This is a genomic window from Paenibacillus sp. J5 (assembly GCF_054955055.1).
The window spans coordinates 226,628-241,028 of the sequence record NZ_JBUEDD010000006.1 but is presented as its reverse complement, the minus strand read 5'-3'; the positions used below and the strand labels follow the sequence as shown (position 1 = coordinate 241,028).

Annotated in this window: 10 protein-coding genes; 1 reads left to right on the top strand and 9 read right to left on the bottom strand. The window is 55.4% G+C overall.

Going from position 1 to position 14,401, the window contains the following annotated elements:
* Positions 1-34 precede the first annotated feature (34 nt).
* From ACY1JZ_RS13410 to ACY1JZ_RS13385, 6 genes are all read right to left on the bottom strand, one after another.
* Positions 35-1,129 carry a metallophosphoesterase gene (locus tag ACY1JZ_RS13410; RefSeq protein WP_462629589.1) on the bottom strand — a complete coding sequence of 365 codons (1,095 nt, stop codon included), beginning with the start codon at positions 1,127-1,129 and terminating at the stop codon, positions 35-37.
* A gap of 85 nt (positions 1,130-1,214) precedes the next feature.
* A complete protein-coding gene (locus tag ACY1JZ_RS13405) occupies positions 1,215-2,318 on the bottom strand; it encodes an aliphatic sulfonate ABC transporter substrate-binding protein (RefSeq protein WP_462629588.1) in 1,104 nt (367 codons plus the stop codon).
* A gap of 52 nt (positions 2,319-2,370) precedes the next feature.
* Positions 2,371-3,696, bottom strand: a complete 1,326-nt coding sequence (locus ACY1JZ_RS13400) for an LLM class flavin-dependent oxidoreductase (protein ID WP_462629587.1) — start codon at positions 3,694-3,696, stop codon at positions 2,371-2,373.
* A 30-nt stretch (positions 3,697-3,726) separates the two neighbouring features.
* Entirely contained in the window at positions 3,727-4,938 is a 1,212-nt protein-coding gene (locus ACY1JZ_RS13395; RefSeq protein WP_462629586.1) for an aminotransferase-like domain-containing protein, read from the bottom strand.
* A gap of 72 nt (positions 4,939-5,010) precedes the next feature.
* Complete coding sequence (locus ACY1JZ_RS13390) at positions 5,011-5,793, bottom strand: ABC transporter permease (protein ID WP_462629585.1); 783 nt, start codon at positions 5,791-5,793, stop codon at positions 5,011-5,013.
* On the bottom strand, positions 5,790-6,566 hold the full coding sequence (locus ACY1JZ_RS13385) for an ABC transporter ATP-binding protein (RefSeq protein ID WP_462629584.1): 777 nt from the start codon (positions 6,564-6,566) through the stop codon (positions 5,790-5,792). Before ACY1JZ_RS13385 ends, ACY1JZ_RS13390 begins: the two co-directional genes overlap by 4 nt.
* A gap of 145 nt (positions 6,567-6,711) precedes the next feature.
* Between ACY1JZ_RS13385 and ACY1JZ_RS13380 the strand changes: the two genes are divergently transcribed.
* Positions 6,712-7,605, top strand: a complete 894-nt coding sequence (locus ACY1JZ_RS13380) for a LysR family transcriptional regulator (RefSeq protein WP_462629583.1) — start codon at positions 6,712-6,714, stop codon at positions 7,603-7,605.
* Positions 7,606-7,760: 155 nt separating this feature from the next.
* On the opposite strand, the gene ACY1JZ_RS13375 is transcribed toward ACY1JZ_RS13380, so the two are convergent.
* The 3 genes from ACY1JZ_RS13375 to ACY1JZ_RS13365 form a co-directional block, all read right to left on the bottom strand.
* Positions 7,761-9,734: an ABC transporter substrate-binding protein gene (locus ACY1JZ_RS13375; protein ID WP_462629581.1), complete on the bottom strand. Its 1,974-nt coding sequence runs from the start codon at positions 9,732-9,734 to the stop codon at positions 7,761-7,763.
* 231 nt (positions 9,735-9,965) lie between these two features.
* Positions 9,966-13,136 carry an ATP-binding response regulator gene (locus ACY1JZ_RS13370; protein ID WP_462629580.1) on the bottom strand — a complete coding sequence of 1,057 codons (3,171 nt, stop codon included), beginning with the start codon at positions 13,134-13,136 and terminating at the stop codon, positions 9,966-9,968.
* Between the two features lie 5 nt (positions 13,137-13,141).
* Positions 13,142-14,212, bottom strand: coding sequence for a response regulator (locus ACY1JZ_RS13365; protein WP_462629579.1), 1,071 nt, complete (start codon positions 14,210-14,212; stop codon positions 13,142-13,144).
* Between the last annotated feature and the right edge of the window lie 189 nt (positions 14,213-14,401).

Sequence of the window (14,401 nt, the reverse complement as noted above, 5' to 3'; positions counted from 1 at the left end):
CCATAGCGCTGGCTGTTGCAAGAACTGCCGCGAGCTATTCCCCAAATTTCACATGAATCTGCACAATCTCCGAACGGCTCCCAATGCGCAGCGGCGGCCCCCAGAAGCCATAGCCGGAAGAAACAACACTATGGAAATCCCCCTTGCGCACATAACCCCAATCGTTCTCGTAGATGGCGCGGGTGACCAGATGCGCAGGGGCAATCTGTCCGCGATGCGTGTGGCCCGATACCATCAGATCGACGCCGCCCGCAGCAGCAATATCCAGATCATAGGGCTGATGCTCCAGCATGATGACCGGTAAGCTCTGATCCACAGAGGCCATCAGTTCCTCTACCGAGACGCGATCACTCTCCGTCTTATCCTTGCGCCCGACCAGCACCAGCTTGCCATCCACAACGACGCTCTCATCGAGCAGCACCTTCATATTGCTGCGCTCCAGTGCAGCCGCCACCTCAGCAGGCGGCTTGTCGTGGTTGCCCAGCGAGGCATAGACACCGTATGGCGCCTCGATGCCGCGCAGCACCTCGTCAATGCCGCTGCGAAGATACACATCCAGATTATCGTCCACCAGGTCGCCCGGATAGAGCACCAGATCAGGGTTCAGCGCATTGATCTGCTCAACCATCCGCTGCGCATGCGCCTTGCCGGACAGCAAGCCGAAATGCATATCCGACGCCATCACGATATTCAAGCCCTCCAGCCCCTCCACCTTCTTGTCCAGCGTCACCGTATATTCACGGACAACAGGACTATAGGCGTTGTAAGAGCCGTAGGCAATGAGCGCCAGCAACGTCAGCAGTGTCAGCGAGCCGGCCCATTTCTGCACACGGTGGCGCGGCAGCGCCGTCAGACGCAATAGCCAGATGGATAGATGGACAATCGGCAGCATAAGCAGCAGCAGCGCAAAAATACCAAGCCAGTACGAGCCGATCATACTTAGAATAGAGAAGTCTCCAAACAGTCGCCCCAAGATGAATGACGATGCCAAAAAGACCATAATCGCAATGTAGGCGATCTTGAAGCGAGCAGATACGACGGGCCGCATCCAGCTCCAGCCGCTCCAGCCGATATAGAACACCAAGAGACCGTAGATAATCAAAAATAAAATACCAATAAGCACAAACATCGATCGCAAGTCCTCCTGAGGCAGCATTACTCCTATCATACACTATATTAAAGTGCGTTACTACCTTGCTGCCTGGAGGGACGTCTTACCGTCCTAGTGCTTGCTTGATATACGTATTGTCCACCACCTGGGACACATCCAGTTGCTCCTTCAGCTCACCCAGTTGCAACAGAATATCTGCCGTAGCCTGCTGGCTCCGGGTCGCTTCCTCGGAGATCGGGTTATTGGTTGCGACGTTGTTTTCCAGCGAGATGCGGACGGTGTCCTTGTCCAGCTTTTTCAGCTCCGCCAGCAGCGTGATCGCTTCCTCCAGATTGTCATTCTGCCATTGCAGCCCGCGCTCATACGCTTTCAGGTACGCAACAACCAGCTCAGGATATTGCTCGGCGAATTTCGTTCTGACAATATTGTATGCTGGGTTGAACGCACCGATCGTCTTGCCTTCCGCAAGTAGCACCGCTCCCTGAGCCTTGATCTGCGAGCTGCGGAACGGCTCCCAGATGACCCAGGCATCTACCTTGCCACTCTGAAATGCCGGCTGCGCCTCATCCGGCTGAAGATTAATCTGTTCCACATCGGAGGCGCTCAGCCCCTCGCTCTGCAACGCGCGGAGCAGAAGCCCCCATGAGCTGCTGCCTTTAGATACCGCAATCTTCTTGCCCTTCAGCTCCTTAATCGATTGAATCGCACTTCCCTTAGGCACGATAATGCCATCGCCGCCGCCATTGCTGCCTTCGCTGATTGCCTTAAAGCCGACATTAGCTGCTTGTCCGGTAATCGTCCCGATATAGCCTATTCTCACAAAATCCAGCCGGTCAGATGCGATGGCCTCCAAAAATTGGGACGAGCTCTGCAGCGTCTGGTAGCTTACCGTAGCGCCGTATTTGCCGAACTCCTCCTCGAAGTACCCTTTCGTCTTGGCGATCAGCAGCGGCCCCAACTGGCTGGCATCCAAATTGACGGTTACACCTTTATATTTGTCAGCGTCGCCCGCTGACTCTGCCTCCGCCGCTCCACTCTGATTGGCGCCAACTGCTGTTTCTTCACTGTGGTTTTTGCTCGTATTGCCGCTTGGATTGCCGCTTGCATTCCCCTTTGATCCTCCAGCCTGTCCGCCGCAGCCGGATACAACCGCCAGCACGATTGCCAGCGTCAGCAGCAGTGTTCCTCTTACCCATCTTGTCTTCATGTCTGTTCCTCCCTGATGTAGATAAGTATATTTGAAAAGCAGATCCTGCTTGTCAGGTCATATGTGCAAATCGATTGACAGGCCGCTCCAAACCCAGATTCTCGCGCAGCGTCCTTCCTGCATATTCCGTTCTGAACAGCCCCCGCTGCTGCAGCAGCGGTACCACACTGTCAACGAACTGCTCCAGACCCTGTGGCAGCAGCGGCTGCATAATATTGAAGCCGTCGCAGGCGCCATCCCGGAACCAGAGTTCCATCGTATCTGCCACCTGCTCCGCCGTACCGGTCACCGACAGGTGGCCACGCGCAACCGCATAATGCAGCCCCAATTCGCGAATCGTCATGCCTGTCTGCCCCGCCCGTTCCATAATCATGAGCGCACGACTTGTATTGCCCTCCCTCGGCAATGCTGGAAGCGGCTCATCCATCGGAGAGCCAGACAGATCATAATTGAGCAGCTTGGAGAGATAGCGAACTCCGGCCTCAGGCTGGATCATCTCATTGAAGACTCGCTCCTGCTCCTGCGCCTCCTGCTCCGTCTTACCGATAAAGGCAAGCAGTCCCGGCATCACCTTTAGTTCCTCCGGCTGTCTGCCGTAGGTTGAAAGCTGTGACTTGAGTCCACGGTAGAAACGAATCGCCTCCTGCTTGTCATCGCAGGCAGTAAATACGATGTCCGCCGTCTGGGCAGCCAACTGCTGGCCAGCCACGGAGGTTCCGGCCTCGATAATAACGGGGCGGCCTTGCGGCGAACGCGGCAAATTAAGCGGGCCCTGCACCTGGAAATGACTGCCTTGGTGATTAAGCTTGTGAATGCGTGAAGGATCAGCGTATCGCCCCTGCTCCTTGTCCTGCACCACCGCTTCATCCTCCCAACTGTCCCACAAGCCGCAAGCCACCTCCAGAAACTCCCGCGCCCGCTCATAGCGCTTACCATGCTCCAGCAGGCTGTCCGCATTATAATTGCGCGCCTCGCTTTCCTTCGTCGAGGTGACAACATTCCAGGCCGCACGTCCTCCGCTCAAATGGTCGAGCGTTGCAAACCGGCGTGCCAGATTATACGGCTCGTTGAATGTTGTCGAAGCAGTTCCCGCCAGACCGATATGTGTAGTCAGGCCGGCCAACGCTCCCAGCAGCGTAACCGATTCCGGGTAGATAAAGCTGACACTGCTCTGTGTATCCTCAATGCTGGGGAGCGAGCCGCTATCCGCCAGAAACACCATATCAAACTTGCCGCGTTCGGCTGCCAGTGCCGATTGCTTGTACAATTCCAGATCAATCGCAGCCGCCCTTGATTCCGCATGCCTCCATGCTGCGTAATGATGACCGAAATTATAGAGAAAAGCGCCTAGCTTCATCTGTTCATGTTCTCTTCTCACTATGCTCACATCCAATCCTTATCATTGCACTCAGGCACGTCCAGCTCGCTGGCGGTAATCGTAATAGGCTTCGGCCAGCAGCGCGACGCCCTGGCGAATCTGTTGTTCATCACAATAGCTGAAGGACAGTCGCGCATGTCGGCTCCCTTGCGGCTCGACGAAAAATTGCTTGCCAGGCAGAAAGCTGACTCCCCTGGCGGCCGCATCCTGCACGAATTCGCCCGTATCGGTATCCCCGGGGAAGGTAAGCCAGATGAAGAATCCTCCGTCTGGCACCTGAAAGGCAATCTCATCGCCAAAATGCTCCCGCAGCGAGGCCACCATGACATCGCGGCTAGCGCGATAGCGTGCAACCAACTGGTCGATATGCTCGGTGAACGGCAGCTTGTCCAGCAGTTGGGCCACAATCTCTTGCGAGAACACGCTTGCCTTGCTGCCCTGGAAGAAGGAATTCATAGCCCTGATGACCTCTGCGGAGCTGATCGCCCAGCCGAGGCGAATGCCTGGAGCGATAATTTTGGAGAAGGAGCTGAGATAGATGACCCGTTCCGGTGCAAAGCTGTAGATAGACGGCAGCCGCTCTCCCTCAAAGGATAACTCCGTATAGGCATCATCCTCCAAAATAAAGAAGTTATACCGATAGGCCAGCTCGCCTAACCGTTGCCGCCTTTTCAGTGACAGGCTCACACCGCCCGGATTGTGATAATTGGGCATGCAGTACAGCAGCTTGGGCAACGGCCGCCCTGCTTGAGCTGCCTCCTGCAGCGCTGCTTCCACCCGCTCCACCTGCAAGCCGTGCCCGTCAATCGGGAAGGAACGAATCGCCGCTTCCGCTGTGCGGAACGTGCTGACAGCGCCGAAGTAGGTCGGGGCCTCCACCCATACTTCATCCCCTGGTTCAACCAGCGCCCGCACAGCATAATCGATCGCCTGCTGGGAACCATAGGTGACCAGCACCTGGTCTGCTGCTGTCTGTATGGCGCGCAGCCCAGAACGCTCCGCAATCCAGCGCTTTACCCTCTCCGGCCCGCCTGCACCCGCATATTGCAGCGCATCGCGTCCCTCGTGGATGATCGCCTCAACAGCCGCATCACGCAGCGCATCATAGGGGAAGGCATCAGAGGTCGGAGTGCCGTAAGAGAACGGAATCAGATCAGAGCGGCTTGAAGCCTGAGCAGCGCCGACAGGCGGCGTCTTGGGTATCCTGTTCGGATACGGGAAGGGTTGTAATGGTGCAGTCATCTTTTTACCACCTTTATACATTGGAATAGTATGATTTTAATATGCACATTCACTAAACGATCTGTCTCAGAGTCAGCCTCGATAATTATCCCGCCAGTTGAGCAGCTTCCGCTCCAGCACTCTGACCAGCGAATCGGACAGCTTGCCGACCAGTGCAAAGATAAAAATGCCTACGAATACGACCCCGGTGCGCATGAAGGAACGGGCATCCTGAATGAGATAGCCGACCCCTTGATCCGCTCCCATCAGCTCGGCGACGACCAAGCAAAGCCAGGCTGTGCTGAGTGAAAGCCTCAGCCCGAGCAGCACCTGGGGCAGCGCCGCCGGAATGACCAGGCGCGTGATTTGCTTATAGCGGCTGAATTCCAGCACGCGCGCGACATCAAATAGCTTGGAATCGACATTGCGGACGCCCAGAAAGGTATTGACGTAGAGAGGGAAAAACGCGCCCATCGCAATCAGCAGCACCTTGGATAGCTCGCCAAAGCCGAACCAGAGAATGAAGAGTGGCGTAATCGCGAGCAGAGGAACGGTGCGCAGCATCTGCACCGTCGGATCAAGCAGCTCCTCAGCACGGCGGAACAGTCCGACCAGCAGCCCGGCCAGCAGCCCAAGCGCCCCGCCGAGGAGGAAGCCGAGCGCCGCACGCACCACACTGACACGCAGATGATGCAGCAGCTCGCCAGATTGCAGCATGTCATAGAAATCCTTGAAGATCGAGACCGGAGAGGGAAACAACTGTTCCGACGCCCACCCCACTTGGGTAGATAGCTGCCATGCCGCAAGGATCGTCGCTGGCAAGATCAGCCCTTGCAGCACAAGCGCCCGCTTGCTTCTATGATGTCGATTATTCATATCTCCCAGCTCTCCTCCCGTGCATCCTCCTTGTCCGCCAGCGCCCGCAGCACAAGCGTGCGCATCTCCTGGAAGGCCGGGCTGATTCGGCTGCGTGGATACGGCAGATCAACAGACAGGAGATGCTTGATGCGTCCAGGACGGGCATCCATGACGACGATGCGGTTGGACAGAAAGACCGCTTCATCAATATCATGTGTTACAAGCAGCATCGTCGTTCCATTCTCCCGCCAAATATCGAGCAGCGACTCCTGCATGTGGCTGCGCGTGAAGGCGTCCAGCGCTCCGAACGGCTCGTCCAGCAGCAGCACCTGCGGGTTGCGCAGCAGCGTGCGCCCAATGGCAACACGCTGCGCCATCCCCCCGGACAACTGCTTAGGATAGGATGTTTCAAACCCCTCCAGACGGACAAGCCTTACCATCTCATCGACCTTCCGCCGTACCTCTGCCTTGTTTAGCGGCAGATCGGCTGCAATATTCTGCTCAACTGTCAGCCATGGAAACAGGCGGTGTTCCTGAAAGATAAAGCCCTTGTCCTGACTCGGGCCGGCAATCGGCTGTCCGTTAAGCTCCACTACACCTGCATCGCTTGTCTCCAGTCCAGCCACAATCTTGAGCAGCGTGCTCTTGCCGCAGCCGCTTGGGCCAATGACCGTCACGAATTCGCCGGGCTTTACAATCACCGAGATGTCCGAGAGGACAAGCTTAGCCTCGCTGGCGTGTACAAACGACTTATTAACGCCTAGAATATTCAACCCGCCTGCATGGCTCATTTTGCTTCCTCTCCCCTTTTATTGTTTTCCGATAAGATTAGTCGGTTAAGTTGTAATCCTATTAACACATATAAAACTATATGATGTAAAATACTAAATATCTATACTTCCATAAACGAAATTTATGTAAAGGGATGATCCTGCAATGCGCCTGGAGCAACTCCACTATATTATCGAGGTCGCCCATAGCGGCTCGATTACGCTGGCGGCAGACAAGCTGCATATCTCTCAACCGAACATCAGCCATGCCATCGCGAAGCTGGAGGAGGAGCTAGGAACCGCCATCTTCACACGCACCCGGGCAGGCACCGTTCCGACCGAGATCGGCAGAAGCATCATCGAGCAAGCACAGGAAATTGTATCCAGAGTGCAGCACTTGAAGGAGACCACCCGCAACCACGGTTCACTCATACAGGGGACGCTGGCAATTGGAGCTATATCGGGCATCTGCACCAGCTTTTTGCCCAAGACACTCTCCAGCTTCAAGGCGAAGCATCCGAATGTCGATCTGGTGGTGCAAGAGGATCATTCAGGAGAGATTGAGGAGGGGGTTCGCCAAGGCCAGTTGGATCTGGGACTGGTCGGCATTCCGGGTGAGTATGAGTTCAAGCATCTGAGCGCCCAGCAATTTATGGTATGCAAAATTCTTGCCTGTGTCGGCGCCAGCTCCCCACTTGCGGGCAAAGACAAGGTATCGTTTTATGACATCATCAAGCATCCAGTCATCGCTACCTCCGAGCATATGCGCAAGCAATTGAAAAAATATGGAATGCCCAAGGAGCTATTTCTGTCCAACCGTACCGAGGCGGCCAAGCGGGTTGTTGCTGAGGGGATGGCTACCTGCTTCTATCTCGATGTATCGCTCATGATTGATCCCTATGTAACTACGGGGCAGATCATCCCTATCCCGGTTAAGGAAGATCCCGAAGTAACGCTGTACTGGCTTCATGCCAGACAGAAGCCCTCTCCTGCATGCGCGGCATTCATTAGAGAATTGAAGCAGCAGGTTACTCATTTTCAACGCTGGAAATCGGTTTGAGCGACCCGGCACATTCATACTGCTGCTCCCGTGCGCATGACCGGCTGCCATGCCAAAAACCGCCGTTCTTCATGAACGGCGGTTGTATGACGCAGCTATAGCGCTGATCGCATTGAATTCATAACCCGATGCCAGGCCAGGCTAGCGGGGATTGCCTATTTCAGCAGCGCGTTCTGAATATCATCCAGGATGAGATTGATGGCCAGCGGGCCATAATATCCGATCCATTGCGTTGTTCCAACTGAGTAGACATGGTTGGCCTGCACTGCGGTCAATCCCTTCCAGATCGAGGTCGCCTGGAATTCGGCGGTCAACTCGGTATTGGAATCGTCAGCCAGCAGGAAGAGATGGTCGGCATTCATATCCGGCAGCACCTCCAGCGAGATCAGGATGGCGGTATCTTGCGGATTTTTGATCATCTCCGGCTCCTTCAGACCCAGATCCTTGTACAAAATTTCGGCTGTCCGGTGCTGTGAGGTATGCAGACGAATCGCGTTATCCCGTGGACGAAGCAATGCGACCGTCTCATCGCCCAGCTTCGCAGCCAGATCAGACTTCATCTGAGCTACTCTGCTATTGTACTGGTCAATGAATTGCTGTGCTTCCTGTTCCTTATCGAGGATGACACCGAAGGTCTGCAGCATCGTCTGCCAGTTCTCATTGCGCTCGAACATCAGTGTCGGCGCAATCTTATCCAGGTCGTCATAGATTTTCTCCTGGAACTCCGTTGCGATGATCAGATCCGGCGCTGCCTCCAGCACCCCCTCCACATTAGGCTCCTGATTGGAGCCGAGCGGCTTCACATCGACCAGCTTGTCTGCCAGATAAGCCGGAAACGTCTCCTTGTCGCTAGTCGCAATGACACTGCCGATCGGCTGCTTGCCGAGCGCTACCATATGGTCGATATACTGAACATCCAGCACAACAATCTTCTGCGGCGTCTCCTTCAGCTCCAGCTCGCCCTTCATATGCTTGATTGTGCGTGTTTTACCCTGCTCCTCCTGGGTGCCTGCCCCAGCGTCCTTATTCACATTCTGCGCCGTGTTGCTTGCAGGCGTAGTTCCCGCGCCATCATTCGTGCCTGTACCTGCGCCGCCGGAGCACGCTGCCAGCATCAGCGCCAATGTCAGTATCATCGTCATTGCCAATCCTGCTCTAGACCCTCTTGCCATGTGTTGTTCCTCTCCATCTCTGTATTGATAATGATTTTCAAACCCAATTACACTATACCTGCGCTGCCCACTCCCAGCAATGGGCAAACGCGACATCATGGATGGATTTTGGCGACGAATGAGAGGTAGAGACTGCTCCCTGTAGATAGTCGGAGACATCCCACAGAACTTCTTGAACATTCTGCTGAAATAATAGCTATCCGTATACCCTACCGCCTCTGCAATCTGCTTTAACGGCACATCCAGCTCACGCAGCAGCGCCATCGCAGCCGTCATCCGCCGCTCCGTTAAATATTCCATCGGCGATACGCGCAGCCTCGCCTTGAACAGCCGTTGAAGCTGTCTGGCATGGCAGCCGAGCAGCTCAGCGAGCGTGGACAGCGTAATCGGGCTGCCATAGTTATCGTCCATATAGCCCGCTGCCTGCATCACCAGATCAGGCCGGGTCGCCACCTCTCCATGCTCGGCGAGCTGCCGTTGCAGCTCATAGACGAACTGATGAAACAGCGCCTTCACCTGAAGTCGCTCCAACTGTCCTCCCTGCTCCCACTGCCGGGTCATCTGCTCTAGCAGCATATACAATGGAAGCGGCATCGCTGGAGCCAGGCCATACTGGAGCATGAACGGGCCGTCATACTGCAGCGCAGACAGCGCCTGCCTCCGGCTGGGCTGCAGCACAGCCGCCTTATAGAATACCATATAATACTCTACTCGCTCCGCGCCTGCGGCAACAGACAACACCGCCCCCTTGCCCCCATGGCACATATATTGTCCCTTCGCGGCAAATGAGAGCTGATCGAGCCTGATGTCCGCGCTGCCCCGCACCATATAGAAGAACATGCTCGCCGGCAAGCGGTAGGTCTGAAGCTCCTTCCCAGGCTCCAACCATGCATGCCGGACATCGAGCACCTTCAGCGCAGCCTGATTCCATAGAGCCAACTGTTCCTGATTCGTCATCTCGCCGGGCACCTCCTGATCTTCACAGTTCCGTCCGCAATACATCTTTTTCTATTATAGTTGATAACTATTCTCAAATCACTATATTCCTCAAATTTCCCCGGAGCCATTCCCTGCCATCCTTGACGGGCTAAGCCTCGTTTCGCGTAGATGTAGATATAGAACCATACTATGTCAAAAAAAGCTTCCCTTGCGGGAAGCTCCTTACGATCCTATACCTCTATTGAATACCTATAGCGCCTTCACCACAAACGATACGCGCGTGCCTTCGTTCAGCCTGCTCTGGTAATGAAGTCCATTACCGAAATGCCACTTGAGTCGTCGATCCGTATTAATCACACCGATGCCGCTCCCATCGTATTTCAGCAAGCGCTCCAGTTGCTCTGCACTCATGCCGCGCCCCTCGTCCTCAACAACAATTTCGACATAGGCCGGATCTCCCGCGGATGCGATGCGAATCGTCACACAGCCGCCCCGGGCCTGGCTCAGGATGCCATGGCGCACCGCATTTTCTACGAGTGGTTGAATCGATAGCGGCGGCAGCTTCAGCTCCAGCCCCTCCTCAATCTCCCACTTCACTTGAAGCCTGTCCCCGAACCGTTCCTGCTCGATATACAGATAGGAACGGACGAGCTCCAGCTCCTGCTCCAGTGGTACCAGATGCTCCAGATTTTTCAGATCAATGCTGACACGGAGATAATTAGAGAACTCATCTACCAGATTTTGCATTCGCCGCAGATCAATCTGGCTGAGCGCTGCCACCGCATTGAAGGTGTTCAATATGAAGTGCGGCTTAATCTGCGCCTGCAGCCAGGCTCCCTCCATTCGCAATCGCTCGCCTACCGATTGCTTCAGCCGGGTCAGCATCGTTACGCGGGCTCGCAGCTCCAGCAGGTTGACCGGCTTCGTCACATAATCGTTGGCTCCGGCCCGGAAGCCCGTCTCGATGTCTTCTGGGCGTTCACGCGCCGTCAACAGCAGAATAGGCAGCTCGGACAGCGTGTAACGGCTCCGAACAAGCCGGGTCAGCTCGTAACCCGACATGCCGGGCATCATCACATCCGAAATCATCAGATCGAACGGCTGCTTCTCCACCAGCCGCAGCGCTTCGCTGCCGCCAGTCGCTACCGTAATCTGGTAGGCTTCATCAAACACATGCACCAGCACATTCAGATTAACGGCATCATCATCCACGATAAGCAGACGACTTCGCTCGGCTCCAGTGTCCGATTGCCCGGCGGCGCCCACACCACCAGAGATTTCGTCTACCGCTTGCCCCCGGCCTTGCGGCGCCCTATCGCCGACGACGGCAAGACTGACAGGCACGGCTGCCGCCGCTTCCATCAAGCCTGCTGGAACCGAATCAGGCCACACGATAGAGGTCGCCCCTTCCTGCTCAACATCAGTCGGCCCGTTCGCTGCCGCTACAGCCGCAGCAGACGCGAGCTCCATTGTGAAGGAGAATTCGGCTCCCTTGCCGTACTCGGATCGAACACGAATTACGCCGCCATGCAGCTCTACGAGCTGTCTGCAGACATGCAGCCCCAGCCCAAATCCGCCAAGGCTAGCCTCCGCCTGTTCATATGGCTCGAACACCCTTCGCTGCAGCTCGGGCGGCATCCCCGTTCCAGTATCTCGCACCCGAATCGTCGCCCAGCCTGCCTGCGCCTCTGCGCTGACCTCGATCTCTCCTTGACTTGTATGCTTCAACGCATTATGAACCAGATTGAATAGAATCTGGATCAACCGCTTCTCATCCGCCATAACCGGCGGGAAGCTGTCGGGGATCAAGCTCCTGAGCACGACGGGCTTCCCGGCAGACATATGGCGCAGCATGTCCAGCACGCCGCCAGCAGCGGTCTGTACATGTACTGTCTCCCGCTGCAGCACAATGCCGCTCTCCTTCAGCAGGGCTATATCTAGCAGATCGTTCAGCATCAGTGTCATACGCCGTCCCACATCGAGCATCAGCTCCATATCCCGCACACTCTTGGCCTGCAGCGAGCCCCCCTCGCGTTCCAGCACGGCCTGGGCGACCGCGAGCATGCCGTGCAGCGGATTGCGCAGTTCATGAGAGGTATTTGCCAAAAATTCATCCTTCTGTTCATCGGCCTGCTTCAGCTTGACCGACAGCTCGCGCGTCCGCTTGACCCCTTGGAAATACCGCTGAAACCACATCGCACTAAAGCATATAATCGCAATCAGCAAATCAAACGGATAGAACACCACGCTATTTCCCAGATGATAAAGGGGAATCTCCCAGGCCAAACAGTGAATTAACGCGAGCAGGCCAAGTAAAGTGAACCCATTATGCTGCGGATCACGCAATGCCGTCCGCCAGATGGCCGTAAAGGTAACGACGATCGAGATCGCCACCAGCAGGAAATATAAAGGGAACATATGCAGCACAGCAGCAGACGGCGCCACGACAATAAGCAGCACTGTGAGCAGGCAGAGACGAGAAATCCAGGCCACTGCCCGCCTTGCCCAGGCACGAGCATATTGGCCGGGGACGCATTGGAGGATGCTGTATGCCCAGCTAACCATAATGAACGGCATATGCCTCACACTGAGCTCAAAGCTGGGCTCCCCCCACAGCAACAATATGCGGTTCTGAACAGCAGACATAGCCAGAATCGGAAAAATGACCGATAACGCAAAAAAAAGCAACCGCCGGTCGCGCATGCCCATCGCGTACAGCAGGAAGGCGTATCCCCCATGCAGCAAATACACGATGCTGACAAGCATGATCATCCCCATGGATAGCCCCGTCTGCCTGTCTACTGCATCACTTTTCCCGAGCAGAATGGATCTGGCAATCCCGCCGCGGGACGGAAGATCATAGTTCGCCACCTGCAACGCGATATCGAGCCGCTCGGCTCCCTCTGCGGAGAACGTTACCGTATAGGGATTGTTATACGGCTCGTAATTGTGCCTTGATGCTGCCGGTTTCCCAGACTGTCCGAGCAGCTTGCCGTTAATATAGAGCGCAGAGGACTGGATGACGCTACGAAGCTTGAGCGAGTAGATCGAGCGATCCTGTGGCGGAAGCAGCACCTGCAAACGGTAGGTGCCGTAGCCGTAGGAGCCGCCCTCCAGAGTCCATGCTCCAGGAACCTGTATGAGCGTCTTGCCTGCTATGTTCGCCATCTGTTTCTGTGATCCGAAATCTGAGACGAGTGCATGCGGGTAAAATTCCCACTCCCCGTTCAGTGATAGCACCTGTGTATCCGCCAGCGCGCCCTCCATTCGGAGATCGAGCACCCCGCTTTGGATCTCCGTCTGTTCCTCTGGCATATAAGCAATCAACCAGCCGATACGGCAGGCGACGAGCAGCACCACGAACAGCACCGTTCCCAGCCAAATTTTAGTACCTGCCCTTATGTCAAGCCACTTCGCCAAGGCCATCACCCTTCATCCAGGCACCGCTCATAAATTCGCATATACTCCTCAGCAGCCCTTCTGTCACCCATCAACGTATAGACGTGAATCAATCCCTTGTGCGCTTCCTCCATATACGGTTCAAGCTGCAATACTCGCTGATAGACCGCAATTGCCGCCGACAGCATGCGACTATCCACGTAGAAGCTGGCCAGTTGCAGTGCATGATGCGTGAAGGTGACACTCAAGCGATGACGTTCACTTTCCGCCCATAGATAGCCCTGGCTGCTGAAGTAGTGCCCTGTGTAGTCATCCATAAGCTGCTGATACGCCTCACAGTTGTCAGCGGTGATGGGTCCGAGCTGGCGCAAGCCGTCTTGCCAGACATCCACATCCACAGTTACTTCATTGAGCTCCAGTATGTAGCCGCGTTGGGCGCCAACCTTGCTGATCGTAATCTCAATGTTCAAATCCGCCAGCAGCTTGCGAATCTGATAGATAATCGTATACAAATGCGTCATAGCCCGTTTATCATCGGAATCGGGGAATAACAGATCGATCAGCGCCTCCCTATTCACGACACTGCCGCGATGATGCAGCAAATAGCAAAATAGCTCCTCCGTCTTCAAGGTTCTCCAGCGGAATGCTTCTGCTGGCTCCCCCTCCCGTTCATACTGCAGCATGTTCAGACAGCGCAGCAGCAGCTTGCCTGATGGCTTCTCCAGCTTGAGCTGCTCCAGGCGTTTTTCCAACCGCTCTACAGTCTTCTCCAGCCGCCTGCGTTGCAGCGGCTTCAGCACATAGTCGAGCGCGCTCAGCTCGAAAGCATCGACAGCATACTGGTTGTAGGCCGTGACAAATATGATCTCCATATCCGGGCAGATCTCATGGATCTTCTCGGCCGCCTGCAGGCCGTTCATCTCCGGCATGTCAATATCTAGAAAGATAACATCCGGGCGGCAGGAGGATAATGCCTGGATTGCCTCGACGGGACTTGTAAATGTGCCGGCAATGGTTACCTCCATTAGCTCCTTCAGTACAGATTCCAAGTACAGCAGAGCCAGCGGCTCGTCATCAACAAGAAATGCACGGGTCAAATCCATCCCACCACTCTATATACATTCAGCCTGTAATGGAGACCGTCCTTCACCTACAGGCATCTACCTTGCAGTTACCGGCGAGCCGCTAATGCGACTCGCCTATTCCATTCAAGAATACCACAAATCATGAAAATGTTACATGTCCTTACACCCGGGCGTCCTTCAAGCAACGAGAGACAGCGATTG

Bases quoted from the DNA above. Each gene is read 5' to 3' on its own strand.
- ACY1JZ_RS13405 (WP_462629588.1), bottom strand. From the start codon at position 2,318: ATGAAGACAAGATGGGTAAGAGGAACACTGCTGCTGACGCTGGCAATC.
- ACY1JZ_RS13380 (WP_462629583.1), top strand. From the start codon at position 6,712: ATGCGCCTGGAGCAACTCCACTATATTATCGAGGTCGCCCATAGCGGC.
- ACY1JZ_RS13375 (WP_462629581.1), bottom strand. From the start codon at position 9,734: ATGACGAATCAGGAACAGTTGGCTCTATGGAATCAGGCTGCGCTGAAG.
- ACY1JZ_RS13390 (WP_462629585.1), bottom strand. From the start codon at position 5,793: ATGAATAATCGACATCATAGAAGCAAGCGGGCGCTTGTGCTGCAAGGG.
- ACY1JZ_RS13385 (WP_462629584.1), bottom strand. From the start codon at position 6,566: ATGAGCCATGCAGGCGGGTTGAATATTCTAGGCGTTAATAAGTCGTTT.
- ACY1JZ_RS13410 (WP_462629589.1), bottom strand. From the start codon at position 1,129: ATGTTTGTGCTTATTGGTATTTTATTTTTGATTATCTACGGTCTCTTG.
- ACY1JZ_RS13395 (WP_462629586.1), bottom strand. From the start codon at position 4,938: ATGACTGCACCATTACAACCCTTCCCGTATCCGAACAGGATACCCAAG.